This is a genomic window from Microbacterium sp. SORGH_AS_0862 (assembly GCF_030818795.1).
GTDB lineage: Bacteria > Actinomycetota > Actinomycetes > Actinomycetales > Microbacteriaceae > Microbacterium.
This window is the reverse complement of the sequence record NZ_JAUTAY010000001.1, coordinates 1,524,720-1,548,443: the sequence shown is the minus strand read 5'-3', so window position 1 is coordinate 1,548,443 and position 23,724 is coordinate 1,524,720. Positions and strand designations below refer to the sequence as shown.

Sequence of the window (23,724 nt, the reverse complement as noted above, 5' to 3'; positions counted from 1 at the left end):
GCCATGGCGGATTCGGACGAACGCTTTGCGGTGATCCAAGCCGCGGAGACAGCCCTGCTCTCGAGCGCGATCCGTGGCGACCAGGATGCGGCGGCGGGACTGCTGCATCCCGACTTCACCGAGATCGGACGCTCCGGACGCCGTTGGACGCATGCCGAGATCCTCGACGCGCTCGCCGACGAACCATGGCGGGACGCCCCGTCGACCGACGAGTGGTGGTTGGTGGACGTCGCGCCCGACACGGTTCTCGTGACGTACCGCCTGCGCGCGGCGACGACCGTCAGCCGGCACTCGTCGCTGTGGGTCGTGTCGGACGGGATGCCGCGCATGCTCTTCCATCAGGGCACCCTCGTACCGGACGACTGAGCGCGCGCGTCACTCCTTTCCGGTGTCGGCTGGCTCGTCCGACTCGCCGGAATCGCCGCCCTTGGACGTCATGCCGATGACGAAGAAGCTCATCGCGAGCACGAAGAACGGCAGTGCGACGGCGATGTTGTCCATCGTCAGCTAGAACGCGACCGCGATCGCGAGGAACGGGATCGCCACGGCCACGTACGTCGAGTTCCAGGACTGCTTCTGGTCGCTCATGACGCGAGCCTACGAGTGCGCCACCGCGTTGCGGATCCCCCTCGAGACGGAGAACGCACTCTTCTCACGGCCCGCGCCGGGTTGCTGCGTCGATGCCGATGCCTACGCTCGTCGGCGGTGCACCCCTTCTACGATCCGACCCTGACCTACGAGCAGAACTACGCGCGCGGGCCGTTCGGCGCATTCGCCGAGCCCGAGCCCGAGCCGGATGCTGTCGCCCCTCGCGTCGGAACCCGCTTCCTCGGCCGGCCGGTCGGCATCCCGTTCGGCATCCCCGCGGGGCCGCTGCTGAATGCACGCTTCGTGGCGGCCGCCTTCGCGCACGGCTACGACCTCGCCGTGTACAAGACCGTGCGCACGCGCGCGCACCCGAGCAACCCGTTTCCGAACGTGCTCGCGGTGCACGTCGACGGCGACCTGACCCCGGATGCCGATGCCGTGTGCGCGGACGGCGACTTCACCCCGCCGCTGTCGATCAGCAACTCGTTCGGCGTGCCCTCGCGTGACCCCGACGTCTGGCAGCCCGACATGGCCGCCGCGGTCGCCGCCGCGGGGGACGGGCAGCTGCTCATCGGCAGCTTCCAGGGAACCCGAGGCTCCAGCGGCGATCTGGCGCTCGTGGCCGATCACCTCCGTGCCGCCCGGCTCGTGGTCGAGACCGGCGCACCGGTGCTCGAGCTCAACCTGTCGTGCCCGAACGAGGATGCCGCATCCCTGCTCTGCTTCGACATCCCGCGCGTGCGCCGCATCCTCGCCGTCGTGAAGGACGAGATCGGCGACGTCCCCCTGCTCGTCAAGCTTGCGTACTTCGACACGGATGCGGCCCTCGAACGGTTCGTCGACGCGACCGCGGAGTTCGTGGCGGGCTACGCGGCGGTCAACACGATCCCCGCCCGGCTGGTGACCGCATCCGGGGCACCCGTGCTCGGCGCCGGACGCGAGAGCGCGGGCGTGTGTGGCGCCGCCATCCGGTGGGCGGGGCTCGAGATGACCCGCCGGCTCGCCCGCATCCGCGCGCTCCGCGACGCCGACTTCGCGATCGTGGGCACCGGTGGCGTGGCGAGCGCGGCGGACTACCTGGCCTACCGCGAAGCGGGAGCGGATGCGGTGATGAGCGCCACGGGAGCGATGTGGCGCCCGCGCCTCGCGCGAGAGGTGGCGCGGGTCGCCTCGGCGGGCTGACGTCGGCTCGGGCATCGGGGATGCTGCGCGCGGGCTCCGGTCGGAGGTTCGGGGCGGAATCCTCCGACATCGGGCCGAATCCCCGACGGAAGCGGAGGGGCGACGACCGCGACGGAAACCACTCTGAGGTAGCAGGCGCGAGATACTTCCGAGGGATGTGGGCCTGTCGCCCCGATTCGTAGCGTCGAGGGGTGGACGTCGTCACCGATCTCATCCTCCAAGCCGCCGCCTCGCCGTGGCTGCTGCCGGTCATGTTCGCCGCGGCCGTGATCGACGGGTTCTTCCCGCCGATGCCCAGCGAGACCGTGCTCGTGGCCGCGGCCGCCGTGGCCGCCACCACCGGAGACCTGCCCATCCTCGTCGCCCTGTGTCTCGTGGCCGCGCTCGGTGCCGCCATCGGCGACAACATCGCCTACGCGATCGGTGGCAGGGTCGGCACGACCCGGTACGGCTGGATGCGGCGGCCCCGCGTCGCGGGAGCCTTCGAGCGCGCCCGCGGGACGCTGACTACGCGCGGTGCTCCCCTCATCCTGGGCGCCCGCTACATCCCGGTCGGTCGGGTCGCCGTGAACATGTCTGCCGGAGCGTTGGGGTACCCGTGGCATCGGTTCGCTCCGCTGAGCGTCGTCGCCGGCGTCAGCTGGGCGCTCTACAGCGTCGTCATCGGAACCCTCGCGGGTCAGTGGCTCGGCGACCAGCCGGTGCTGAGCGCCGTGATCGGCGTCGCCCTCGCCCTCGGGGTGGGCATCGCCATCGACCGCATCGCCGCGGTGCGTCGCCGCGTCCGCGACATCCCCGAGACGACGGAGCGCGAGCCGGCGTCGGCCACACTGGGAGCATGACCGAGATCCCGCGCTCCGCCCCGCGCTCGCGCGCGCAGATCCTCGGGCTCGTCGCGCTCGCCGTCACGGGCGTCGCTCTCTTCAGCGTCCTCGTGCCGCTGCACGCCGTCTTCTACGGCACCCCCCTGGCGCTTGCGATGCTCCTCGGCGCGGGCGTGTGCGCGGCGCCGTGGATCTCCCTCACGCGCCCACGCACCGCCATCGTGGTCTTCGGCGTGACGGCCTTCGTGCTCCCCCTGGTCGTGAGCGTTCCGCACGACGGCGCGTGGCCCTGGCCGTGGTCGGTGCCCGCGATGATCGCCTTCGTCGTCTTCGTGCTGGTGATCACGACGCTGCACGGCTGGCGACTCGGCCGCTGGCCGTGGGCCGTCGGCAACCTCGGTTCGCTCGTCGCGCCGCTGATCATCACGGATGCGGCGCCCGCCGCCACCGCGAACCTGATCGTGACCGCGTCGATCTCCACCGCGGTGCTGCTCATCGGAGTGCTCCTGGCGGGCCGCATCCGGTTGAACGAGCAGCTCACCCGCGAGCGCGAGCTCACCGCATCCGAACAGTCCCGGCGCATGCTCGTCGAGGAGCGCACGCGCATCGCCCGTGAACTGCACGACGTTCTCGCCCACAGCATGTCGGTCATCCAGGTGCAGGCTTCCACCGCCCGTTACCGTCTCGCCGGCCTCTCCGACGAAACGGTGCAGGAGTTCGACGACATCGCCGCGTCGGCGCGTGCGTCGTTGGGGGAGATGCGCCGGCTGCTGGGTGTGCTGCGCACCGAGGAGCAGACGCCGGAGCTCGCGCCCCAGCAGGGAATGGCGGACATCCCCGACCTGGTGGACAGCGTCCGTCGCGCGGGCGTGCAGGTGGGCCTGTCGCTGGCCGTCATGGCCACCCCACCCCCCGCGGGTGTGCAGATCGCCGCGTATCGCATCGTCCAGGAGGCGCTGAGCAACGCGGTGCGCCATGCTCCCGGTGCGGCCGTCGAGGTCAGGGTCGAGGCGCGCGACGGGCACGTCACGATCCGCGTGCACAACACCACGTCTCCCGAGCAGGCGGTCGACGCCTCCGGAGCGGGTCACGGACTCCGCGGCATCCGCGAACGCGTCGCCCTGCTGGGCGGAACGGTCACCGTCGGCACCGATCCCGCGGGAGGATGGACGGTGGCAGCGACACTGCCCACCACCGGCGAGGAGTCCCCATGAGCATCACCGTGCTGATCGCCGACGACCAGGCGATGGTGCGCGCAGGCTTCGCCGCGCTCCTGGACGCGCAGGACGGAATCCGCATCGTGGGACAGGCCGCCGACGGGCAGGAGGCGGTCGCGCTCGCGGCGCGGCTCGATCCCGACGTCATCCTCATGGATGTGCGGATGCCGCAGCTCGACGGCATCGCGGCGACCCGCCGCATCCTCGGGCCCGCGTACCCCGCCGCACACGTGCCGCGCATCCTCATGCTGACCACGTTCGACATCGACGACTACGTGTACGACGCGCTCCAGGCGGGAGCGAGCGGCTTCCTGCTCAAGGATGCGCTTCCCGAGGAGCTCGTGCAGGCCGTCCGGGTCGTCGCCGCCGGGGACGCCCTGCTCTCGCCCCGCGTCACACGACGTCTCATCTCGCAGTTCGCCACGCAGAAGCCGCGCGAGCCGCGAGGCGGAGCGCAGCTGGCGGAGCTCACCGACCGGGAGCGCGAGGTGCTGGTGCTGCTCGCCAAGGGCATGTCGAACACCGAGATCGCGAGCGAGCTCTTCATCGCGGAGCAGACCGTGAAGACGCATGTCGGCAAGCTGCTCGCCAAGATCGGCGCACGCGATCGCGTGCAGGCCGTGATCTTCGCCTACGACGCGGGCCTCGCCGAGCCCGCATCCTGAATCTCACTCCGAGGTAGGGGGTCGGACGACCCCTGGGAGTGATGCCGCAGCACGCGCCGCATCCATAGCCTTCTCGAGACCCACTCGAGGAGGACGCATGGTCATCACGCTCACCGCACCGCGGACCGCGATCGCACCCGCTGCGGGCCGCGACACCGGGATCGATCTCGCACGCGCGATCTGCGTCGTCATCGTCGTTCTCCTCCACGCCGTCATGGTCGGCGTCACCGTCACCCCCGCGGGTCCTGTGTTCGCGAACGCCGCCGAGGGCACCGCCTGGTTCGCCCCGCTGACCTGGGTGGCGCAGATCATGCCGCTGTTCTTCGTCATCGGCGGCTACGCGGGCGCGCTCGCGTATCGACGGATGCGCCGCACCGGTGGCACGGCGGGGGCCTTCGTGGCGGCGCGCGTGCACCGGCTGCTGGTGCCGGCCCTGCTCACCTTCGCCGTCGTCGCCGTCGCGCTCGCCGCCCTCCTGGCCGCCGGCGTCGACGGCGAGCTCGTGCGGATCGCGGGCTTCCGTTACGGGCAGCCGTTGTGGTTCCTCGCCGTGTTCCTGCTGTGCCAGGCGCTGCTTCCCGCGCTGCTCGCTGCCCACGACCGTGCGCCGTGGCTGACGATCGCGCTGCTGGTCGCCGCCGCCGGCGCCGTCGATGTGATGCGCGCGGTCACCGGCATCGATGCCATCGGCATGCTCAACCTCGCGTTCGTCTGGCTGGCGCTGCAGCAGCTCGGCTTCGTCATGGCCGACGGCACGATCGACGCGCTGCGCCGACGCACGCGCGTCGTCATCGGCGTCGCGGCGGTCGCCGTGCTGGCGGCGAGCATGATCGGAGGCGTCTTCTCGGCCGATCTCTACGAGAACCTCAACCCGCCCACGACGGCGCTGCTGCTCGTGGGGATCGCGCAGACCGCGCTGCTCTCGCTGCTGCGCGCACCGCTCGCCGCGGCGAGTCGTCGTCCGGCGGTGGCGGCGTTCACCGGGTTCGTGACGGCCCGCACCATGACCATCTACCTGTGGCACATGCCGGTGCTGCTCACGATGGCGGGGGCCTCGGCGCTCGTCGCCCTCACCACCGGTGTCGAGCTGCCCGAGCCCTCGAGTCCGACGTGGTGGCTCACCCGCCTGCCGTGGTTCGTCGTCGCCCTGTCGCTGACGGCAGTGGTGGCGTGGGCGCTGGCGGGTCTCGAGCGACGCCGGATGCCGCGGCCCACCGCATCCGTCGCGCGCATCTCCCATGCCGTGCTGCTCGGACTCGCGGCGATCGTGCTGCTCCTGGCTGCGGGTACCAGCGTGCTGACCGCCGTCGTGGCGATCGCCCTCGGACTCAGCGCCCTCGCCCGCATCCGCGCCCAAGGGTCGGCGCTGACGGCGGGCTGACGAGGCCGGCCTGCTCCGTCGCGTTGGAGAAACGGGCTTCGGTCGGAGGTTGCGGCCTGCATCCTCCGACATCCGCGCGAATCTCCGACCGGCGGTGACCAGCCGACACGGGCGAGACCGCTCAGGCGCCGCTGAACCAGAGCCAGGCGATGGGGGCGATCATGACGACGCCGAGCACGATCGGGGCGATCGACAGGCCGTAGGGCGTGCCGCGCCGCGCGCCCACGGCGACGCCGCCGACACCCAGCAGCAGCACGGCCGCGCCGATGACGGCGAGCATCGGGATGAGCAGGATGCGCAGCCACCAGATGGGGTTCATGTCGGGGATGAAGCCGATGAGGAAGATGCCGAGGGTCGGCAGGATGGCGATCGCCGCCATGGCCACACCGGTCGTGCCCCACGCATCCAGCTTCGGCTTGCGGCGGCGGATCGGCTGATCGGATGCGGTCACTTCTCCCCCTCGGTCGACTGTCCGACAGTACCGAACCGGCTTCGCCTGTCACAGATCGACCGCTTCGCGTCGATCTGTGACAGGCGAGCGGGGAGGGAAGCGGGAAGGAGAGAGGTGCGCGGGGAGGGCGGCGGGTAGGAGAGAGGCGAGCGGGAAGGAGAGAGGCGAGCGGGAAGGAGAGAGGTGCGCGAAGCGGGGGAAAGGAACGCGAAGCGGGGAGGGCGGACGCGGGCGCAGCGGGGCCGGGAAGGTCAGCCGACCGTGGTGCCGAAGAGGCTGCCCACCGCGTAGGTCGCCACGAGCGCGAGTGCCCCGCCGATCACCGTCCGCGCGATCGCGCGGGGCCGGTTTGCGCCGCCGATCCACGCCGCGACGTAGCCGGTGATCGCGAGCGCGATGAGCACCGCGACGAAGGTCAGGGCGATGCGCAGCGGATGCGGTGCCAGCAGGATCGTGGCCATCGGCAGCAGTGCCCCGACGAAGAACGCGATGGCGGAAGCGAGCGCCGCGTGCCATGGGCTCACCACGTCGTCGGCGTCGATGTTGAGTTCGGCCGAGAGATGCGCCTTCAACGCATCCTTCGCCGTGAGCTCCTTGGCAACCCGGGTCGCGGTCTCTTCGCTGAGCCCCTGCGCCCGGTACAGCCCGATGAGCTCCTCGAACTCCTCCTCGGGCTGCTCTCGCAGTTCGCGCGTCTCCTTCGCGATGAGCGCGCGCTCGGAGTCGCGCTGGCTCGACACCGACACGTACTCGCCGAGTGCCATCGAGATGGCGCCGCCGACGAGAGCAGCCGTGCCCGCGAGGAAGACGGGGGCGACGTCGGAGGTCGCCCCGGCGACGCCGACCACGACGGCGGCGGTCGAGACGATCCCGTCGTTGGCGCCCAGCACACCCGCGCGCAACCAGTTCAGGCGCTGCGACAGGCCTTGACGGTGCGGCTCGTCGGGGTGGACCCCGTACTCGGCGGATTCGCTCACGCCGTCAGGCTATTGCCGCGCCGCAGCACCCGCCACGAAGGTAAGGCGGCGCTTGCGGCTCAGTCGACCGCGCGGCGCACGAGCTCGCGGAACGTCTTCTCGGCGGCGGGCGTCATCTCCAGCACGGCGAAAGAGGTCGGCCACATCTCGCCGTCATCGAGCGTCGCGGTCTCGTTGAAGCCGATCGAGCCGTAGCGGGTCTCGAACTTCGACGCGGGCTGGTAGAACACCACCACCTTGTCGTCCTTGGCGTACGAGGGGAACCCGTACCACGTCTTGGGTGCGAGCCCCGGTGCCTCCTCGGTGACGATGACATGCAGTCGTTCGGCGATCTGGCGGTCGCTGCCGGTGAGCGCGTCGATGGCCTCGAGGCAGGCGTCATACTCCTTCGCCCGCTTCGCGGCGCCCTTCACGCCCTTCATCTCCTTCAGCTCGGCCGCCCGCTGCTTCATGGCCTCGCGCTCCTGCGCGGAGAATCCTGTCGTGCTCATGCCTGCTGCTCCTTGTTCTGCTGGATGCGGATGAGGTTGCCCGCGGGATCGCGGAACGCCGCATCCCGCAGCCCGTAGTCCTGCTCGATGGGTTCCTGCACGATATCGGCCCCCGAGGCCTCGACGCGTGCGAAGACCGCGTCGAGATCGTCGGTGGCGAGGTTCACGCCGAAGTAGCTGCCCTTGGCGATCAGCGCGAGCAGGAACTCCTGCTCCTCGTCCGACAGATCGCGCCCGACGCTCGCCGGGTGCAGCACGATGGCGGTCGAGGGCTGGCCGGCGGGTCCGACCGTGATCCAGCGCATCTGCTCGTATCCGACGTCGAGTCGCACCTCGAACTCGAGCACGTCGCGGTAGAAGGCGAGCGACGCCTCAGGATCGGTGTGCGGAAGGAAGCTGGAGTGAATCGTGATGTCCATGCCGCTCACGCTAAGGCGCCGATCATCCGTCACGCTTCTCGATTCCTGACCGGACGTGTGAGGTGCTTGGCGATGCAGGGCAGCATCCCCTCGCGAAACGGCGGATCCAGCGTGCGGTACACGCTGGGAGGCACGCCGACGAGCTCGGTGAAGCGCGTGCTGAATGTGCCCAGCGATGAGAAGCCGACCGCGAAGCAGATCTCGGTCACACTCAGATCGCCGCGGCGGAGCAGCGTCATCGACCTCTCGATGCGCCGCGTCATCAGGTACTGGTAGGGAGACTCGCCGAACAGGCGACGGAACTGCCGGCTGAAGTGACCGGCCGACATCGGGATGCTGCGTGCCAGCGCTTCGACGTCGAGCGGCTTCGCGTAGTCGCGGTCCATGCGGTCGCGCGCTCGCCGCAGCTGCGCGATCGTCGCCAGGTCGGGAACCTCCACGAGGCGATCATGCCAGCGGCTCAGCGCGCACGGCTACGCACGGCGCCGGCCGCGCACAGGATGACCGCTGCTCCGCCGAGCACGGTCGCCCAGGTCAACGGTTCGCCGAGGATCAGGGCCGCCCACACGATCGAGAGCACCGGCTGCACCAGTTGCAGCTGGCTGACGCGCGTGATGGGCCCGATCGCCAGCCCGCGGTACCAGGCGAAGAAGCCGAGGAACATGCTCACCACCGCGAGGTAGCCGAACGCCGCCCACTGGCCCGGCGTCGCCGTCGGCGGCTCGGCGACGGCCGAGACCGCCGTCAACGCGGCCATCACGGGGGCGGCGACGACGAGGGCCCACGAGATCGTCTGCCACGAGCCGAGCTCGCGCGCCAGCAGCGCTCCTTCCGCGTATCCGATCGCGGCGGCGGCGACGGCCCCGAGCAGCAGCAGGTCCGACCAGTGGAAGCCGCCCCATCCGCCGCCGATGACCGCGAACACCGTCGCCGCGACGGCACCGGCGGCAGTGAGAACCCAGAACGTCCGTCCGGGGCGCTCGCCGGCGCGCAGAACGGCGGCCACAGCGGTCGCGGCCGGCAGCAGCGCGATCACGACGGCGCCGTGGCTCGCCGGTGCCACCGTGAGCGCGTAGGAGGTGAGCAGCGGGAAGCCCGCGACCACGCCGCCGGCCACCACGGCGAGCCGCATCCATTGACTGCCGCGCGGCAGACGCGATCGGGTCGCGGCCAGGGCGATGGCGGCGAGGGCCGCGGCGACCACCGCGCGCCCCGCACCCACGAACAGAGGCGACAGCGAGGCGACGGCGATCCGCGTGAAGATCACCGTGAACGAGAACGCCAGCACGCCGAGCGCGCCCCAGAGCAGTCCGGATGCGGCAGATCGCGTCATCCCCCGAGTCTGCCCGCGCGGGGCTTCTCGCCACGGGGGCCAATCCGCAGTGCGTGGCCGCCGGGCTCGCTCAGGCGCGGGAGAACTCCGAGGCGCGCGCCACCTGCTCGGGTGTGGGCGTCACGCCCGTATAGCGCGCGAACTGCCGAGCTGCTTGGAGCGCGATGACCTCGGCGCCCGTGATGACGGCGACGCCCCGTTCGCGCGCGGCGCGGATGAGGGGGGTCTCGGACGGAAAGGCGACCACGTCGAACACGCGCTCCGCCGCTTCGATGTGCGCCGTGCTGAAGGCGAGCGCGTCCGCATCCGCCCCGTTCATGCCGAGCGGCGTCACGTTCACGATGACCGCGTGCCCGGGCGCCGGATCCTCCGTGACGGCCTGGAACCCGTAGCGCCCCGCGAGAGCCTGGCCCGCCTCGGCGTTGCGGGCGACGACGGTGAGATCGCGGAAGCCCGCACCGTGGAACGCCGCGACGACGGCCTTCGCCATCCCGCCCGACCCCCGCACGAGCACGGATGCGGCCGGGTCGACGGCGTGCTCGGCGAGCAGCTGCGCCACGGCCTCGTAGTCGGTGTTCGAGCCCGACAGCCGGCCGCCGTCGTTGACGATCGTGTTCACGGAGTCGATCGCGGCCGCGGACGGCTCGATCTCGTCGAGCAGCGGGATCACGGCTTCCTTGAAGGGCATCGACACGGAGCAGCCGCGGATCCCCAGGGCGCGAACTCCCGTGATCGCCCCCGCGATGTCATCGGTCGTGAACGCCTTGTAGACGAAGTTCAGACCTAGCTCGTCGTAGAGGTAGTTGTGGAAGCGCGTCCCGATGTTCGAGGGTCGCCCGGCCAGCGAGATGCACAGGGTCATGTCCTTGTTGAGAATCGGCACACCTCATTGTGTCGCGCGAGCGGCCGCCGTCGTCCGTTCACGGCAGGCTCCTCATCAGCACGACCTAGACTGGGGGTATCCGTTCCGCCGCCGTCCCCACCTCACGAGTCGAGCCATGACCAGCAGTTCTTCCGCGCGCGCCTTCGAGCCGCGCCACCTCCAACTGGTTCGAGCCCTCTTCGCGGCCGTCGCGGCCGTCATGATCACGTTCTCGCCGGATCACTCCGCCGCGGTGGGACTGTCCGTCTTCAGCGGTTTCGCGATGGCGTCGGCGATCGTGTGGCTGCTCTCGGCGTGGCTCGTGTACGGCCCCGGTCAGCGCCGGCTGCCCGTCGTGCTGGGTGCTCTCACCCTCATCGCTGGCGGTGTCTCCGGCATCCCCACCCTGCGCACGACGCTGGCCTTCTTCGTGATCGTCATCTCGTGGGCGCTCGTGACCGGCCTCATCGAGGGCATCGCGGGCCTGCGGGGCCTGCGCGCCGCAGAGCGCGGCAGCGTCGCCCGTTCCGAGGCACGCGACGCGTTGACGGTCGGCATCGTCGGCGTGCTGCTCGCGCTCGGCACCCTCGCCGTCCAGCCCGCCTATGCATTGCAGTACAGCATCGAAGAGGCCGGCTCCTTCACGCTCACCGGCATCACGATCGCCGTCGGACTCTTCGGCGGCTATGCGGCGATCATCGCGGTCTACCTGGGGATCGCGGGCTTCTCCCCGCGCCGCGAGTCCGCCCCCGCGCCCGAGGAGGCGGCATGACAGACAAGCCCACCCGTCGCGACCTCATGAAGCCCGCTCAGCTGATCGGGCTCGCTCTCGCGGCCGCTCTCTTCGCCGGCATCGTGACACTCGTCTCGATGGGCTTCTTCCAGAACCGGGTCGCCGGACAGTCGGGCCACGCCCTCATGGTCGGCGGCATCGTCGCCGGCATCACCTTCATCGCGACGCTCGTGATCATCGCGCTGCTCATGCTCGCGGTCGACCCGGCGCAGGTGAACCGCACGGTCGATCGTGCGGTGCTGCTGCCCAAGGAGGAGTCCGAGGACGCATCCGGCGACAGCCCCGCATCCGACTCCGCCGACGGCGACACCCCGCCCCGCGCCTAGCGTCTGCGCGCCTGCGGGGACACGCCCTCGGGCGGGCCTCCCGCTCGCGCGGCCCCACACGCGCGTGTCTTTACCATCCCGCGAGACTGCATCTTTCGCACGAGATCACGGGTGAACACAGCGATCTCGTGCTGAGAATGCAGTCTCGCGTGGGGAGATGGGATGGGCCCCATGCCGTGACCCCGGATGCGGCGCGCCCCGGATGCAGGGAGCCCGGCCCCCGAATGCGGCGCCGCCCCGGACGCGCGCCGCCGCCCGGATGCGAGGAGCCGCCGGTCGTCAGGCGCCGGTGACGAGAGAGGCGGCGAGGCCCGTGTAGGTGGCCGGGGTCAGCGCGAGCAGGCGCTCCTTCGCCGCGTCCCCGATGTCGAGGCCGCGCACGAACTCGGCGAGATCGGCACCCCCGACGCGATGACCGCGGGTGAGCTCCTTCAGCAGCGCGTACGGGTCGGTGATGTGCGAGCGACCCGCGACGACCTCGGCGCGGATGACGGTCTGGATGGCCTCGGCGAGCACCTCCCAGTTGGTGTCGAGGTCGGCCAGCAGAATCTCGCGCGAGAGCGAGATCTCGCCGAGCCCGCGCAGCAGGTTGTCGAGCGCGAGCAGCGAATGACCGAACGCGACGCCGATGTTGCGCTGCGTGGTGGAGTCGGTGAGATCGCGCTGCAGGCGGCTCGTGACCAGGGTCGCGGCCAGGGTGTGGAACAACCCTCCCGCGATCTCGAGGTTCGCCTCCGCATTCTCGAAGCGGATGGGGTTGATCTTGTGCGGCATGGTCGACGAACCGGTCGCGCCCGCCACCGGGATCTGGGCGAAATAGCCGAGGGAGATGTACGTCCACACATCCGTCGCGAGGTTGTGCAGGATGCCGCCGGCGTGCCGCGCGCGGTCGTAGAGCTCGACCTGCCAGTCGTGTGACTCGATCTGGGTGGTGAGCTCGTTAAACCCGAGCCCCAGTCCCTCGACGAACCCGCGCGAGATCTCGACCCAGTCCGCATCCGGATCGGCCGCGAGGTGGGCCGACCAGGTTCCGGTGGCGCCGGAGAACTTCGCCAGGTACTCCGAGGACTCCAGCTGTGCGAGCACCCGCTCCAGGCGCCACGCGAAGACGGCGATCTCCTTGCCCATCGTGGTGGGGGTCGCGGGCTGACCGTGGGTGCGGGCGAGCATCGCCGCATCCGCCAGCTCGACAGAGATCGCCCGCAGGCGCTCGATGACCTGCCGCAGCTTCGGCAGCCACACCTGCGTCACGGCGCGCTGGACCGTGAGCGCGTACGAGGTCGAATTGACGTCCTCGCTCGTGAGGGCGAAGTGCGTGAGCTCGGCGATGCGGTCGAGTCCGAGGGAGGACAGGCGATCGCGTACGAGGTACTCGACGGCCTTCACGTCGTGACGCGTGACGGCCTCGCGTTCGGCGAGCCAGTCGATCTCCGCCTGACCGAAGTCGCGGTACAGCGCGCGGAGGGATTCCTTCTCGGTGTCCGAGAGCGGCGACTGTCCGAACAGGCCCCGGTCGGTGAGGGTGATGAGCCACTCGACCTCGACCTCGACGCGGGCGCGGTTGAGTCCTGCTTCCGAAAGGAAGCCGCCGAGGGCGGAGACGGCGGCCTGGTAACGACCGTCGAGGGGGCTGAGCGGCTGGGCGGGGAAGTTCGACACGGTACTCCGTCGAGGGCGGTGGGCCGCGCGGGTCATCCCGCGGAGCGGATGGCGGGTTCGAGTTGCCGGAAGAGCGCCCGGCACGCGCTCTCGATCATAGCGAGCACCTCGTCGAACGCCTCGGGGCCGGCGTAGTACGGGTCGGGGACATCCAGGTTGTCGTCGGTCTGCGGGTCGAACGCGCGCAGCAGCACGACCTTGTCGGAATCGTTCTCCGACCGCGCCCACGCGCGCAGGTTGCGTTCGTGCGATCGGTCGAGGGCGATGACCAGGTCGTTGCGCTCATAGTCCGAGAAGTCGAACTGGCGGGCGCGGTGATGTCGGCCGTCGTACCCGTGGCGCTCGAGGGCCTCGACCGTGCGCGGATCGGCCGGCTCGCCGACGTGCCAGTCGCCGGTGCCGGCGCTCGTGGAGATCACGCGGTCGCCGAGCCCCACTGACTCCGCGAACCAGCGGAAGACGATCTCGGCCATCGGGGATCGGCAGATGTTCCCGGTGCACACGAAGACCACGCGGAACGGCGAGGACGCGGGCATGGCTCCATTGTGGTCCTGACGACCTCTCCTGCACAGTCGCGATCTCGCGGCGAGCGATCCTCGGATCGGATGCGGCCGCGCCTCGCGCCTCTGACGCGGAGCGAGCATCGGGGGATGGCAGACACCCTCGACGATGTCGTCTTCTCGTTCGACGCGGCGCGGCGCGACGTGCTCTCGGCTGTGGAGCTCATCGAGACGGTCATCCGCGATGCCTCGGGCCTCGCCGCGGCGACCGCCTGGGCGTCGCCCGCGATGGGCGCCTTCCAGCTCGCGCACGACGCCTGGACCACCGCGCTCGCCGATGAGCGCCGGCGCCTGCTCGATCTCGACGACGTGATCGCCGAGATCCGCACTAGGGCCTTGGTCACGGGTGGCGGCAACCTCTTCGGATGGTCGTCGTGACCGACGAGGTCGACATCTCCTCCGGCGGAGCGGTCGCCGTCGACACGGCGCGGTTGCGGGATGCGGCCGCAGTGCTGGTCGGGGCGGCGGCGCGGCTGGACGAGGCCGTCGCCGACATCGCCCGCGCCGATGCCCGGATCAGCGCGCACATGCTGCCGGTGCTGGGGCTCACCCAGGACGACCGCCTGCGTGAGGTGGGCGCACTGGCCGATCGCGCGCGGGAGCAGCAGGATCGGCTGCTGATGTGCGCGGCGGCGTACGAGCTCGCCGAGATGCGTGCCGAGGCGGCTCTCGCATCCGCCGTGGGAGACGCGGATGCCGTCGCGCACGCTCGAGACCGCATCGCCGCGATCGAGCGGGCCTACCCCGGGGCCGCAGAGCTGCTGCGGGCGGATGCCGGCCTCGGCGGCGGCTGGGCGTGGTTCACCCTGCTGATGCCCTTCCTCGCCGGGGCAAGTCTGGCGTCGGGGGCGGCCATCGCGCGCCTCACCGCGGCTCGCGGCCGCATCCCGTTCGGCACGCACCTGGCGCCCACGGGACGACCCGTGCCGGAGATCGTGCCGCTTCCCCCCGCCGAGTATTCGGCCGCGGCCCCCGCAGCCCTCGCGCCGGCTCTCGGCCGGATCCCGCAGGGCGGCGAGGCGCGGGTGCGCATCGAGAAGTACGCGACCGCATCCGGAACCGCGTACGCCGTGTACGTCGCCGGCACGAGCGGACTCGGCGGCGACGAGGTGTGGGACATGCTCTCCAACCTCCAGGGGTACGGCGGGGAGCAGTCCGACGCCTACCTGGCGCTGACGGCGATGCTCGCCGAGGCGGGTGTGCGCCCCGGCGACACGCTCTATCTCTACGGCCACTCGCAGGGCGGGATGCTGGTGGGCCAGGTCGCGACGACCGGAGACTACGACGTGCGCGTCGTCGGGACCGCGGGCTCGCCGACCGCCGCCGACCCCGGCGCCGAGGCGATGGCCGTCGACCTGCGGCACGGCGACGACCCGGTGGCGATGCTCGCCGGCGGAGGGTTCGCCACGCGCGTGGGGGCGGAGGGGAGCTTCGTCGCCACGCGCGTCGTGGACCCCGCGCCGGGCCCGCAGGATCTCGGCTTGCCCGCGCACCATCTCAGCGCCTACGCCGACACCGCCGAACTCGTCGACGCTTCGGCCGATCCGCGCGTCGCCGCGGTGCACGAGCGCATGGCCGAGCTCGAGGGCGCCCGTCTCATCTCGACGCAGGAGTTCGGGGCGCGCCAGGTCGATGCCGTGCCCCGGCGGCGCGGCGGTGCGGTCAGTCCCGTCGCTTCGGGCGCAGGATGACGCCGAAGATGCCGTTGATGACGGCGATGACGAGGGCCGCGACGACGCCCCACCAGAAGCTCTCGACGCGCAGGCCCCAGTCCCAGAACTCGGTGATCCAGCTGGTCAGCCAGAGCAGGAACCCGTTCACGATGAGCGAGAACAGACCGAGTGTGAGCACGTAGAGCGGGAACGCGATCACCTTCACGACCGATCCGACGATCGTGTTCACGAGTGCGAAGACGAGCGCCACGATCAGCAGCGACAGCACGATCTCGAGCGTTCCGCCCGGCGGGAACGCGATGACGCTGACGCCGAGCACCGGGATGAGGGTCACGACCCAGATGGAGAACGCATTCACCACGACGCGGATGAGAAAGCCCATGCCGGAAGTGTGGCACGCGCCCCGCTTCCGCGCTCCTAGACTCTCGGTGTGACAGAGCCGATTCCCGTTCGTGTGCGCCCCGAGATCGCGGCCCTGCCGGTCTACCGACAGGGAAAGCCGGCCGGTGCCGACGCGTTCAAGCTCTCGAGCAACGAGAACCCCTTCGCGCCGCTGCCGCGAGTGCTGGCCGCCCTCCGCGCCGCCGAGACGGTGAACCGCTACCCGGACGCGACCGCGGCGAGGCTCCGCGTGCGTCTGGCCGAGCGCTACGGCGTCGACGCCGACGAGGTGCACATCGGCGCCGGAAGTGCATCGCTGCTCTCGCAGCTGATCCTCGCGGTCGCGGGCCCCGGCGACGAGGTCGTCTACGCGTGGCGGTCCTTCGAGGCCTACCCGAGCTTCGTCACGGTCGCCGGCGCCGACCGCGTCGAGGTGCCGCTGACGTCCGAGGGCCGTCACGACCTGGTGGCGATGGCCGCGGCGATCACGCCGCGCACGCGCGCCGTCATCGTGTGCAGCCCGAACAACCCCACGGGCCCGGTCGTGACGCAGGACGAGTTCGACACCTTCGTCGCGGCGGTTCCCGCCGACGTGCTCGTCATCCTCGACGAGGCGTACGCCCGAGTTCGTGACCGCGCCGGATGCGGTCGACGGCCTGCGCCGCACGGGCGTCACCCGCCCGAACGTCGTGGCGCTGCGCACCTTCTCGAAGGCCTACGGGCTTGCGGGGCTGCGCATCGGATACGCGATCGGCCACCGTCGCGTACTGGATGCGGCGCGCGCCGTCGCCATCCCGCTCTCGGTTACCGCCACCGCCGAAGAGGCGGCGCTCGCGAGCCTCGACGCCGACGCCGAGCTGCTCGAGCGCGTGCGGGTGATCGCCGAGCGCCGCGACCGGGTCGTCGCGGGACTCCGCGACGCAGGATGGCGGGTCCCCGACGCGCAGGGCAACTTCGTCTGGCTCGCCACGGGAGAGGCCACGACCGACGCCGCGGCGGCCTTCGACGAGGGCGGCTTGGTGGTCCGCCCCTTCGCGGGAGACGGCGTGCGGATCTCGATCGGCGAAGAGGAGTCTGTCGAGCAGATCCTACGAATTGCCGCATCCGTTGTACGTGACCTCCCAGAGGGCCATCCCGCCAGCAGATAGCGTAGAGCCCGTGACCTCGCCCGACACGTTCTCTCCGGCCGACGACGACGCGCGGATGGTGCGGGTGCTGGCGGCGGACGGTTCGTTCGCGCCGACCCCCGCCGCCGAGCCCTACCTCGCCGCCGTGGCCGCGATCGACGACGCCCAGCTCGAGACCTTCTACCGCGACATGGTGGTCGTGCGCGCCTTCGATCGGCAGGCGACGAACCTGCAGCGTCAGGGTCAGCTCGCCCTCTGGCCGCCGAGCTGGGGTCAGGAGGCCGCGCAGGTCGGATCCGCCCACGCCGCGAGAGCGCAGGACCACCTCTTCCCCTCGTATCGCGAGCACGTCGTGTGCACCATCCGCGGCGTCGACCCGATCGACATCGTGCGGCTCATGCGCGGCCTCACCCACGGCGGGTGGAACCCGTACGACCCGAAGAACGGCAACACGCACATCTACACGCTCGTGCTCGGCTCGCAGACGCTGCACGCCCGCCGGCTTCGGCATGAGCCTCGTCTTCGACGGCAAAACCGGCACCGGCGACCTCGACCGCGACGAGGCCGTCATCGTCTACTACGGCGACGGCGCGTCCAGCCAGGGCGATGTGCACGAGGCCATGGTCTTCGCGGCGAGCTATCGGGCACCGCAGGTGTTCTTTCTCCAGAACAACCAGTGGGCCATCTCGGTCCCCGTTGCCACCCAGGCCTCGGCGCCGCTCTACCGTCGCGGCGAGGGCTACGGCATGCCGAGCGTCCAGGTCGACGGCAACGACGTGCTGGCGAGCTTCGCCGTCACGCGCCAGGCCCTCGACGAGGCGCGCGCCGGCGGCGGACCCCGCGCGATCGAGGCGATGACGTACCGCATGGGCGCGCACACGACCAGCGACGACCCCACCAAGTACCGCACCTCCGCCGAGGAGCAGTCCTGGGCCGAGCGCGACCCGATCGCCCGGATGGCGGCCTACCTGCGCTCGCGCGGCGCGTCGGACGCGTTCTTCGCCGACGTGGACGCGGCCGCCGCCGACTACGCCGAAGACGTCCGCGCCCGCACGGTGGCGCTCGGTTCCATCGGCACGGAGATGATGTTCGACCACGTCTACAGCGAGCCGCATCCGCTCGTCGACGAGCAGAAACGCTGGCTGGCCGAGTACGAAGCGTCCCTCGAGGGAGGTCAGGCATGAGCGAGATGACCACCCTGCCGATGAGCAAGGCCCTGAACGCGGGTATGGCCCAGGCCATGCGCGACAGTGACCGCGTGCTGCTGATGGGCGAGGACATCGGTCCGCTCGGGGGCGTCTTCCGCGTCACCGAGGGCCTGCAGGCCGAGTTCGGCAAGAACCGCGTGATCGACACCCCGCTCGCCGAGTCGGGCATCATCGGCGCCGCGATCGGTCTCGCGATGGGCGGGTTCCGACCCGTGTGCGAGATCCAGTTCGACGGCTTCGTCTTCCCCGGGTTCGACCAGATCACCACGCAGCTCGCCAAGCTGACCAACCGTCACGAGGGCGCGCTGCGTATGCCGGTGGTCATCCGCATCCCCTATGGCGGGCACATCGGCGCCGTCGAGCACCATCAGGAGAGCCCCGAGGCGTACTTCACGCACACCCCGGGCCTGCGTGTGGTGAGTCCGTCCACGCCGAACGACGCGTACTGGATGATCCAGGATGCGATCGCCTCCGACGACCCGGTCGTCTTCCTCGAGCCGAAGAGCCGCTACTGGCCCAAGGGCGAGGTGGACCTGTCCGCTCGCGCGCTGCCCCTGCACGCCTCCCGCATCGTGCGGCGGGGCACCGATGTGACTCTCGTCGGGCACGGCGCGATGGTCTCGACCCTGTTGCAGGCGGCCGCGCTCGCCGAGAGCGAGGGGACCAGTTGCGAGGTCGTCGACCTGCGCTCGCTCTCGCCGGTGGATTACGGCCCCATCCTCGATTCCGTCGCCCGCACCGGGCGCATGGTCTACGCGCAGGAGGCGCCGCAGTTCACCTCGCTCGGCTCCGAGATCGCCGCGACCGTCACCGAGCGCGCGTTCTACTCGCTCGAGGCACCGGTGCTGCGCGTGTCCGGGTTCGACGTGCCCTTCCCGCCCGCCAAGCTCGAGGGGCAGTACCTGCCCGATGCCGACCGCATCCTCGAGGCCGTCGACCGCGCCCTCGCCTACTGACCCCTCCCGCCCCTACCGACGCCCCATCCCGCCCCTCATGACCGCGAGAATGTCCCCACGTCCACTCCAGGGCAGCTACGCTGCCGCGGAGCCTCTGGACGCGTGCGCCCAGTCTCGAGGGTGAGGAACCGGCGAAAGGAACCGCAATGAGCACGCAGACCTTCCACCTCCCGGATGTCGGCGAGGGTCTCACCGACGCCGAGATCGTCACCTGGCACGTCAAGAGCGGTGACACGGTCGCCGTCAACGACGTGATCGTGGAGATCGAGACGGCCAAGTCGCTGGTCGAGCTGCCGTCGCCCTTCGCGGGCGTGGTTGGCGAGGTGCTCGTCGAGGAGGGGCAGACGGTCGACGTCGGAGCTCCCATCATCACCATCGCGGATGCGGCGGCTCCCGCATCCGATGTCCCCGCGCCCGGCGACCCGGTGCTCCCCGCGGCCGAGCCCGAGGCCGGCGGTTCCGTCCTCGTCGGCTACGGCTCCGCCGGTGCCGTCACCTCGCGACGCCGCAAGCCCGCCGCGGCGCCGGCCGCATCCGCCGCCGGGGTCGTGGCGAAGCCGCCGATCCGCAAGCTCGCCCGCGACCTGGGCGTCGACCTGTCCGCGGTGACGCCGAGCGGTGCCGGCGGCGAGGTGACGCGCGACGACGTCGTGAAGCACGCGTCGCAAGCGAGCGTGTTCCGCAACATCGAGACGCCGGAGTGGCCCGAGGTGCGCGAGGAGACGATCCCGGTCGCCGCATCCGTCGCCGAGGCCGACCCGCGCGAGGAGTCCATCCCGGTGCGCGGCGTGCGCAAGGCGACGGCCGGCTCGATGGTGCGAAGCGCCTACTCCGCCCCGCACGTGACGGTGTGGACCGACGTCGACGCGACCCGCACGATGGAGCTCGTGAAGCGCCTGAAGGCGTCGCCCGACTACGCCGACACGAAGGTCTCGCCGCTGCTGATCATGGCCCGCGCGGTCATCTGGGCCGTGCGTCGCACGCCCATGGTCAACGCCGCCTGGGTCGACGGCGACGACGGTGCGCAGATCAACCTCCGCCACTACGTGAACCTCGGCATCGCGGCGGCGACGCCGCGCGGTCTGATCGTCCCGAACATCAAGGACGCCCAGAACCTGAGCATGCGTGAGCTGGCGAAGGCCCTGGAGCGCCTGACGCTCACGGCGCGCGAGGGCAAGACCCCGCCCGCCGACCAGCGGCAGGGCACGATCACGATCACCAACATCGGCGTCTTCGGGATGGATGCGGGGACCCCCATCATCAACCCGGGCGAGGCCGGGATCATCGCGATGGGAACGATCCGGCAGAAGCCGTGGGTGGTGGACGGCGAGGTGCGCCCGCGCTTCGTGACCACGGTGTCCGGTTCGTTCGATCACCGCGTCATCGACGGTGACGGCATGAGCCGCTTCATCGCCGACGTCGCCGCCGTGCTCGAGGAGCCCGCCCTCCTCGTGGAGTGACCCCGTACGTGGCGCACATCGCCGCTCGCGGTTGTGTGCCGTTCGCGGTGGTGCCGTCGGCCTATGCACGAGTTGCGTCGCATCTGCGCAGATGCGACACGTCTCCGCATCCGCCACAGTCATTCTCTGTCGCATCTGCGCAGAAGTGTGGCGGATGCGGCGGCGCCAGGCCCGCACGATACGCCCCCAGCGCCCCCGCTGCATTGGATGCGGCTCACCGAGCCCGAGGCAGAACGCCATCACGGCCTGGTGTGCCGGCAGGAGCGTCCGCGTGGAAGGGCCACACTTTTGCGCAAGCGCGCCTGTCAATGACTGATGCGTTTGCGCAGAAGTGGCGCAGATGCGCACATGCGACGCAACTCGGTCAGAGAGGGGGCGAGAGCGAAGAACGGTGAGATCGGCGGAAAGACGCGGCGGATGCGGATGCGGCACGCGCCGGATGCGGGCACTGTCGTGGCCGCGAAGCGCCTGCTGCAGCGATTTTGATAACGATTATCAGTAGGCGTAGAGTGACCGCCATGCCCCTGAAGACCCGACTTCTCCTCGTGCCCGCCTTCGTCGCCGGCGCCGCCCTCACGCTCGCCGGATGCGCGTCGGCCACGGCCGATCCGTCGCAGAGCTCCGCATCCGACGGCGCGATCACCATCGTCACCTCGACGAACGTCTACAGCCAGATCGCCGAGGAGATCGCGGGGGATGCGGCCACGATCACGCCCGTGATCTCGTCCGCCGCGCAGGACCCCCACGACTACGAGGCCACCGCAGCGGACCAGCTGACGGTCCAGAAGGCCGACCTCATCATCCAGAACGGCGGCGGCTATGACGCGTTCATGGACTCGCTCATCGACGCGAGCAAGTCCGAGGCGCCGGTGATCGTGGCCGCCGAGTACTCCGACAGCTGGCAGGGCACCGAGGCGACCGAGCACGACACGGAGGAGCTCGAGGCGAGCCCGCACTCCGAGCTGGAGCACGACCACGACCACATCGAGGGCTTCAACGAGCACGTCTGGTACGACCCGCACACGATCGAGCACGTGACCGAGGCCATCACCGAGGAGCTCTCGCGTCTCGTTCCCGACAAGGCGGACACCTTCCAGGCGAACTCGACAGCTTTCCTCGCACAGGTCGCCGGTCTCGAGAAGTCCCTCGACGACATCAAGGCTGCCCACGGCGGTGCCGAGGTCTTCGTGACCGAGCCGGTGCCGGGCTACCTGATCGCCGCTGCCGGACTCGAGAACGCCACGCCGGACGAGTTCAGCGAGGCCGTCGAAGAAGGCCAGGACGTTCCGGCGGCCGTTCTGCTCGAGGCTCTCGACGAGGTCAAGTCGGGAGAGGTCAAGGTCGTGATCGCCAACGCGCAGGCGGGTGGCGCCGAGACGATGCAGATCATCGACGCGGCGGGCACCGCGGGTGTTCCGGTGCTCGAGTTCACGGAAACGCGCCCCGACGACCAGACTTACATCCAGTGGATGCAGAAGAACATCGAGGACCTCGCCGGAGCCCTCGCCAAGTGACGCCCGAGCGCGACCCGCTCGTCATCGCGTCCGCTGCGCTTCGGCGCGGCGGACGCGACTTGTGGCGCGGGCTGGATCTGACCGTCGCACCCGGCGAGCTGGTGGCGGTTCTGGGCCCCAGCGGCGCGGGCAAGACGACGCTGTTGCGGGCCATCCTCGGCCTCGACAGGCTCAGCGAGGGAACGATCACCGCTCTCGGGGCGCCGGTCACCCGTGCGGGGAACCGGCGCATCGGTTACATCCCCCAGCAGCGCCCGCTGCCGCGCGACACCTCGATGCGCGGGCGCGACGTCGTCGCCCTCGGCGTGGACGGCCACCGCTTCGGCCTGCCGATCTCCCGCCGACGTGACCGGGCGCGCGTCGACGAGCTCCTCACCGCCGTGGGTGCTGAAGCCTTCGCCGACCGTCCTGTCGGACTTCTCTCTGGCGGGGAGCAGCAGCGGCTCCGCGTCGGACAGGCGCTCGCCGACGATCCGCGCCTGCTGCTGTGCGACGAGCCGCTGACGAGTCTCGACCTCGCGAACCAGCAGGCCGTCGTGTCGCTGATCGACCGGCATCGCCGCGAGCGCCAGGCCGGCGTCCTGCTGGTGACCCACGACATCAACCCGGTCCTCGACACGGTCGATCGCATCCTCTACATCGCCGGCGGCACCTTCATGCTCGGCACCCCCGATCAGGTGCTCGACTCCGCCGTGCTCAGCGACCTCTACGGCGCGCCCGTGCACGTGCTGCGCGCGGGCGGACGCCTCGTCGTCGTCGGAGCACCGGATGCGGAGCAGTCGCACCATCACCATCACGACCACGAGGACCACGCATGAACTGGAGCGACGTCGGCGACGCGCTGTTCGGAGGCGTGGCACCAGTACGGCCAGATCCTCGAGCTCGTACAGAACTCGGTGTGGGCGGGCGCCGTCCTCGGCATCGTCGGCGGTCTCGTCGGCGTGTTCGTGATGCAGCGCGACATGGCCTTCGCGGTGCACGGCATCAGTGAGCTCTCGTTCGCCGGCGCCGCTGCCGCCCTCCTGCTCGGCTTCGACGTCGTGACGGGATCCATCGTCGGCTCGATGATCGCCGCCGCGCTCATCGGCTGGCTCGGCTCCCGCGCGCGCGACCGGAACTCGATCATCGGCGTGTTGATGCCCTTCGGTCTCGGCCTCGGCATCCTCTTCCTCTCGCTGTACAACGGGCGAAGCGCCAACCGGTTCAGCCTGCTGACGGGCCAGATCGTCTCCGTTCAGACGGGGCAGCTCGGCGTGCTCATCGCGATCGCCGCCGTGGTGCTGGTGGGCCTGCTGCTCATCTGGCGCCCGCTGCGCTTCGACTCGCTGGATCCCCAGTCGGCCGCCGCTCGCGGCGTGCCCACGAGGGCGGTCTCGCTCGCGTTCATGCTGCTGCTCGGGCTCATCGTCGCCGTCGCCGTGCACATCATCGGCGCCCTGCTCGTGCTCGCGTTGCTCGTGACCCCGGCGGCGGCCGCGATGCGGATCTCGACCGGCCCGCTCGCGGTGCCGCTGTGGGCGGCCCTGTTCGGTGTCGTCTCCGCCGTCGGCGGCATCCTGCTCGCCGTGGCCGGCACCCTGCCGGTGAGCCCGTACATCACGACCATCTCCTTCGTCATCTACATCGTCTGCCGCGCGATCGGAGCACGTCGCGACCGTGTGACGCGTGCCGCCTGAG

General features: G+C 70.7%; 26 protein-coding genes and 3 pseudogenes. 18 read left to right on the top strand and 11 right to left on the bottom strand.

Features of this window, described 5'->3' with window-relative positions:
• The first annotated feature begins 3 nt into the window (after window positions 1-3).
• Window positions 4-366, top strand: a complete 363-nt coding sequence (locus QE377_RS07365; protein ID WP_307321268.1) for a nuclear transport factor 2 family protein — start codon at window positions 4-6, stop codon at window positions 364-366.
• A gap of 9 nt (window positions 367-375) precedes the next feature.
• On the opposite strand, the gene QE377_RS07360 is transcribed toward QE377_RS07365, so the two are convergent.
• On the bottom strand, window positions 376-501 hold the full coding sequence (locus QE377_RS07360) for a hypothetical protein (protein ID WP_307321265.1): 126 nt from the start codon (window positions 499-501) through the stop codon (window positions 376-378).
• Between the two features lie 204 nt (window positions 502-705).
• Here QE377_RS07360 and QE377_RS07355 point away from each other — a divergent pair, with 204 nt between their 5' ends.
• The 5 genes from QE377_RS07355 to QE377_RS07335 all read left to right on the top strand — a co-directional run bounded on the left by QE377_RS07355 (window position 706) and on the right by QE377_RS07335 (window position 5,857).
• On the top strand, window positions 706-1,770 hold the full coding sequence (locus QE377_RS07355) for a tRNA-dihydrouridine synthase (RefSeq protein ID WP_307321263.1): 1,065 nt from the start codon (window positions 706-708) through the stop codon (window positions 1,768-1,770).
• 191 nt (window positions 1,771-1,961) lie between these two features.
• Window positions 1,962-2,612, top strand: a complete 651-nt coding sequence (locus tag QE377_RS07350; RefSeq protein WP_307321259.1) for a DedA family protein — start codon at window positions 1,962-1,964, stop codon at window positions 2,610-2,612.
• Entirely contained in the window at window positions 2,609-3,808 is a 1,200-nt protein-coding gene (locus QE377_RS07345; RefSeq protein ID WP_307321256.1) for a sensor histidine kinase, read from the top strand. The genes QE377_RS07350 and QE377_RS07345 overlap by 4 nt, the downstream gene beginning before the upstream one ends.
• The gene (locus QE377_RS07340; RefSeq protein WP_307321253.1) at window positions 3,805-4,476 is read left to right on the top strand and encodes a response regulator transcription factor; all 672 of its coding nucleotides are present in this window, start codon (window positions 3,805-3,807) and stop codon (window positions 4,474-4,476) included. The genes QE377_RS07345 and QE377_RS07340 overlap by 4 nt, the downstream gene beginning before the upstream one ends.
• A gap of 97 nt (window positions 4,477-4,573) precedes the next feature.
• The gene (locus tag QE377_RS07335; protein WP_307321251.1) at window positions 4,574-5,857 is read left to right on the top strand and encodes an acyltransferase; all 1,284 of its coding nucleotides are present in this window, start codon (window positions 4,574-4,576) and stop codon (window positions 5,855-5,857) included.
• A gap of 121 nt (window positions 5,858-5,978) precedes the next feature.
• Here QE377_RS07335 and QE377_RS07330 read toward each other — a convergent pair whose 3' ends face one another.
• From QE377_RS07330 to QE377_RS07300, 7 genes are all read right to left on the bottom strand, one after another.
• Complete coding sequence (locus QE377_RS07330) at window positions 5,979-6,308, bottom strand: hypothetical protein (protein ID WP_307321248.1); 330 nt, start codon at window positions 6,306-6,308, stop codon at window positions 5,979-5,981.
• 251 nt (window positions 6,309-6,559) lie between these two features.
• Entirely contained in the window at window positions 6,560-7,285 is a 726-nt protein-coding gene (locus QE377_RS07325; protein WP_307321245.1) for a VIT family protein, read from the bottom strand.
• A 59-nt stretch (window positions 7,286-7,344) separates the two neighbouring features.
• Entirely contained in the window at window positions 7,345-7,776 is a 432-nt protein-coding gene (locus QE377_RS07320) for a hypothetical protein (RefSeq protein ID WP_307321242.1), read from the bottom strand.
• A complete protein-coding gene (locus tag QE377_RS07315) occupies window positions 7,773-8,195 on the bottom strand; it encodes a VOC family protein (RefSeq protein WP_234074031.1) in 423 nt (140 codons plus the stop codon). Before QE377_RS07315 ends, QE377_RS07320 begins: the two co-directional genes overlap by 4 nt.
• Window positions 8,196-8,224: 29 nt before the next feature.
• A complete protein-coding gene (locus tag QE377_RS07310) occupies window positions 8,225-8,581 on the bottom strand; it encodes a helix-turn-helix transcriptional regulator (protein WP_307325896.1) in 357 nt (118 codons plus the stop codon).
• Window positions 8,582-8,655: 74 nt separating this feature from the next.
• Window positions 8,656-9,528, bottom strand: coding sequence for a DMT family transporter (locus tag QE377_RS07305; protein ID WP_307321237.1), 873 nt, complete (start codon window positions 9,526-9,528; stop codon window positions 8,656-8,658).
• A 70-nt stretch (window positions 9,529-9,598) separates the two neighbouring features.
• Entirely contained in the window at window positions 9,599-10,411 is an 813-nt protein-coding gene (locus tag QE377_RS07300) for a shikimate 5-dehydrogenase (protein ID WP_307321234.1), read from the bottom strand.
• Window positions 10,412-10,526: 115 nt separating this feature from the next.
• Here QE377_RS07300 and QE377_RS07295 point away from each other — a divergent pair, with 115 nt between their 5' ends.
• Both QE377_RS07295 and QE377_RS07290 read left to right on the top strand, forming a co-directional pair.
• Window positions 10,527-11,162 carry an acyl-CoA synthetase gene (locus tag QE377_RS07295; RefSeq protein ID WP_307321231.1) on the top strand — a complete coding sequence of 212 codons (636 nt, stop codon included), beginning with the start codon at window positions 10,527-10,529 and terminating at the stop codon, window positions 11,160-11,162.
• Entirely contained in the window at window positions 11,159-11,509 is a 351-nt protein-coding gene (locus QE377_RS07290; protein WP_307321227.1) for an amino acid transporter, read from the top strand. Before QE377_RS07295 ends, QE377_RS07290 begins: the two co-directional genes overlap by 4 nt.
• A gap of 279 nt (window positions 11,510-11,788) precedes the next feature.
• Here the strand turns inward: QE377_RS07290 and purB are convergent, their stop codons facing one another.
• Together purB and QE377_RS07280 are read right to left on the bottom strand one after the other, a co-directional pair.
• Complete coding sequence (gene purB, locus QE377_RS07285) at window positions 11,789-13,204, bottom strand: adenylosuccinate lyase (RefSeq protein ID WP_373459521.1); 1,416 nt, start codon at window positions 13,202-13,204, stop codon at window positions 11,789-11,791.
• The gene (locus QE377_RS07280; RefSeq protein ID WP_307321221.1) at window positions 13,201-13,704 is read right to left on the bottom strand and encodes a low molecular weight protein-tyrosine-phosphatase; all 504 of its coding nucleotides are present in this window, start codon (window positions 13,702-13,704) and stop codon (window positions 13,201-13,203) included. Before QE377_RS07280 ends, purB begins: the two co-directional genes overlap by 4 nt.
• A gap of 114 nt (window positions 13,705-13,818) precedes the next feature.
• On the opposite strand from QE377_RS07280, the gene QE377_RS07275 reads away from it, so the two are divergent.
• Window positions 13,819-14,106 (top strand): hypothetical protein, encoded by a 288-nt coding sequence (locus QE377_RS07275; RefSeq protein ID WP_307321218.1) that lies wholly within the window; start codon window positions 13,819-13,821, stop codon window positions 14,104-14,106.
• Entirely contained in the window at window positions 14,094-15,419 is a 1,326-nt protein-coding gene (locus QE377_RS07270; RefSeq protein WP_307321215.1) for a hypothetical protein, read from the top strand. The genes QE377_RS07275 and QE377_RS07270 overlap by 13 nt, the downstream gene beginning before the upstream one ends.
• Here the strand turns inward: QE377_RS07270 and QE377_RS07265 are convergent.
• Window positions 15,391-15,783, bottom strand: a complete 393-nt coding sequence (locus QE377_RS07265) for a phage holin family protein (RefSeq protein ID WP_234074025.1) — start codon at window positions 15,781-15,783, stop codon at window positions 15,391-15,393. The genes QE377_RS07270 and QE377_RS07265 overlap by 29 nt on opposite strands.
• A 48-nt stretch (window positions 15,784-15,831) precedes the next feature.
• On the opposite strand from QE377_RS07265, the pseudogene QE377_RS07260 reads away from it, so the two are divergent.
• The 8 genes and pseudogenes from QE377_RS07260 (at window position 15,832) to QE377_RS07225 (ending at window position 23,723) form a co-directional block, all read left to right on the top strand.
• Window positions 15,832-16,930, top strand: a pseudogene (locus tag QE377_RS07260) (histidinol-phosphate transaminase).
• A gap of 55 nt (window positions 16,931-16,985) precedes the next feature.
• Window positions 16,986-18,093, top strand: a pseudogene (locus QE377_RS07255) (thiamine pyrophosphate-dependent enzyme).
• Window positions 18,090-19,073: an alpha-ketoacid dehydrogenase subunit beta gene (locus QE377_RS07250; RefSeq protein ID WP_307321208.1), complete on the top strand. Its 984-nt coding sequence runs from the start codon at window positions 18,090-18,092 to the stop codon at window positions 19,071-19,073. Before QE377_RS07255 ends, QE377_RS07250 begins: the two are co-directional and overlap by 4 nt.
• Before the next feature lie 146 nt (window positions 19,074-19,219).
• Window positions 19,220-20,533 carry a dihydrolipoamide acetyltransferase family protein gene (locus QE377_RS07245; RefSeq protein ID WP_307321205.1) on the top strand — a complete coding sequence of 438 codons (1,314 nt, stop codon included), beginning with the start codon at window positions 19,220-19,222 and terminating at the stop codon, window positions 20,531-20,533.
• A 348-nt stretch (window positions 20,534-20,881) separates the two neighbouring features.
• Entirely contained in the window at window positions 20,882-21,019 is a 138-nt protein-coding gene (locus QE377_RS07240; protein WP_307321202.1) for a hypothetical protein, read from the top strand.
• A gap of 32 nt (window positions 21,020-21,051) precedes the next feature.
• Window positions 21,052-22,047, top strand: a complete 996-nt coding sequence (locus QE377_RS07235) for a metal ABC transporter solute-binding protein, Zn/Mn family (RefSeq protein ID WP_307321199.1) — start codon at window positions 21,052-21,054, stop codon at window positions 22,045-22,047.
• Window positions 22,044-22,865, top strand: a complete 822-nt coding sequence (locus tag QE377_RS07230) for a metal ABC transporter ATP-binding protein (protein WP_307321196.1) — start codon at window positions 22,044-22,046, stop codon at window positions 22,863-22,865. The genes QE377_RS07235 and QE377_RS07230 overlap by 4 nt, the downstream gene beginning before the upstream one ends.
• A pseudogene (locus QE377_RS07225) lies at window positions 22,862-23,723 on the top strand (metal ABC transporter permease). Before QE377_RS07230 ends, QE377_RS07225 begins: the two are co-directional and overlap by 4 nt.
• The last annotated feature ends 1 nt before the right edge of the window (window position 23,724 follow it).

What these genes read in the sequence shown, in the direction of transcription:
- QE377_RS07265 (WP_234074025.1), bottom strand. Translation starts at nt 15,783, where the DNA reads ATGGGCTTTCTCATCCGCGTCGTGGTGAATGCGTTCTCCATCTGGGTC.
- QE377_RS07315 (WP_234074031.1), bottom strand. Translation starts at nt 8,195, where the DNA reads ATGGACATCACGATTCACTCCAGCTTCCTTCCGCACACCGATCCTGAG.
- QE377_RS07340 (WP_307321253.1), top strand. Translation starts at nt 3,805, where the DNA reads ATGAGCATCACCGTGCTGATCGCCGACGACCAGGCGATGGTGCGCGCA.
- QE377_RS07320 (WP_307321242.1), bottom strand. Translation starts at nt 7,776, where the DNA reads ATGAGCACGACAGGATTCTCCGCGCAGGAGCGCGAGGCCATGAAGCAG.
- QE377_RS07245 (WP_307321205.1), top strand. Translation starts at nt 19,220, where the DNA reads ATGAGCACGCAGACCTTCCACCTCCCGGATGTCGGCGAGGGTCTCACC.
- QE377_RS07335 (WP_307321251.1), top strand. Translation starts at nt 4,574, where the DNA reads ATGGTCATCACGCTCACCGCACCGCGGACCGCGATCGCACCCGCTGCG.
- QE377_RS07310 (WP_307325896.1), bottom strand. Translation starts at nt 8,581, where the DNA reads ATGGACCGCGACTACGCGAAGCCGCTCGACGTCGAAGCGCTGGCACGC.
- QE377_RS07235 (WP_307321199.1), top strand. Translation starts at nt 21,052, where the DNA reads ATGCCCCTGAAGACCCGACTTCTCCTCGTGCCCGCCTTCGTCGCCGGC.
- QE377_RS07280 (WP_307321221.1), bottom strand. Translation starts at nt 13,704, where the DNA reads ATGCCCGCGTCCTCGCCGTTCCGCGTGGTCTTCGTGTGCACCGGGAAC.
- QE377_RS07365 (WP_307321268.1), top strand. Translation starts at nt 4, where the DNA reads ATGGCGGATTCGGACGAACGCTTTGCGGTGATCCAAGCCGCGGAGACA.
- QE377_RS07270 (WP_307321215.1), top strand. Translation starts at nt 14,094, where the DNA reads ATGGTCGTCGTGACCGACGAGGTCGACATCTCCTCCGGCGGAGCGGTC.
- QE377_RS07295 (WP_307321231.1), top strand. Translation starts at nt 10,527, where the DNA reads ATGACCAGCAGTTCTTCCGCGCGCGCCTTCGAGCCGCGCCACCTCCAA.
- QE377_RS07360 (WP_307321265.1), bottom strand. Translation starts at nt 501, where the DNA reads ATGGACAACATCGCCGTCGCACTGCCGTTCTTCGTGCTCGCGATGAGC.
- QE377_RS07305 (WP_307321237.1), bottom strand. Translation starts at nt 9,528, where the DNA reads ATGACGCGATCTGCCGCATCCGGACTGCTCTGGGGCGCGCTCGGCGTG.
- QE377_RS07290 (WP_307321227.1), top strand. Translation starts at nt 11,159, where the DNA reads ATGACAGACAAGCCCACCCGTCGCGACCTCATGAAGCCCGCTCAGCTG.
- QE377_RS07240 (WP_307321202.1), top strand. Translation starts at nt 20,882, where the DNA reads ATGCGACGCAACTCGGTCAGAGAGGGGGCGAGAGCGAAGAACGGTGAG.
- QE377_RS07275 (WP_307321218.1), top strand. Translation starts at nt 13,819, where the DNA reads ATGGCAGACACCCTCGACGATGTCGTCTTCTCGTTCGACGCGGCGCGG.
- QE377_RS07345 (WP_307321256.1), top strand. Translation starts at nt 2,609, where the DNA reads ATGACCGAGATCCCGCGCTCCGCCCCGCGCTCGCGCGCGCAGATCCTC.
- purB (WP_373459521.1), bottom strand. Translation starts at nt 13,204, where the DNA reads ATGACCCGCGCGGCCCACCGCCCTCGACGGAGTACCGTGTCGAACTTC.
- QE377_RS07250 (WP_307321208.1), top strand. Translation starts at nt 18,090, where the DNA reads ATGAGCGAGATGACCACCCTGCCGATGAGCAAGGCCCTGAACGCGGGT.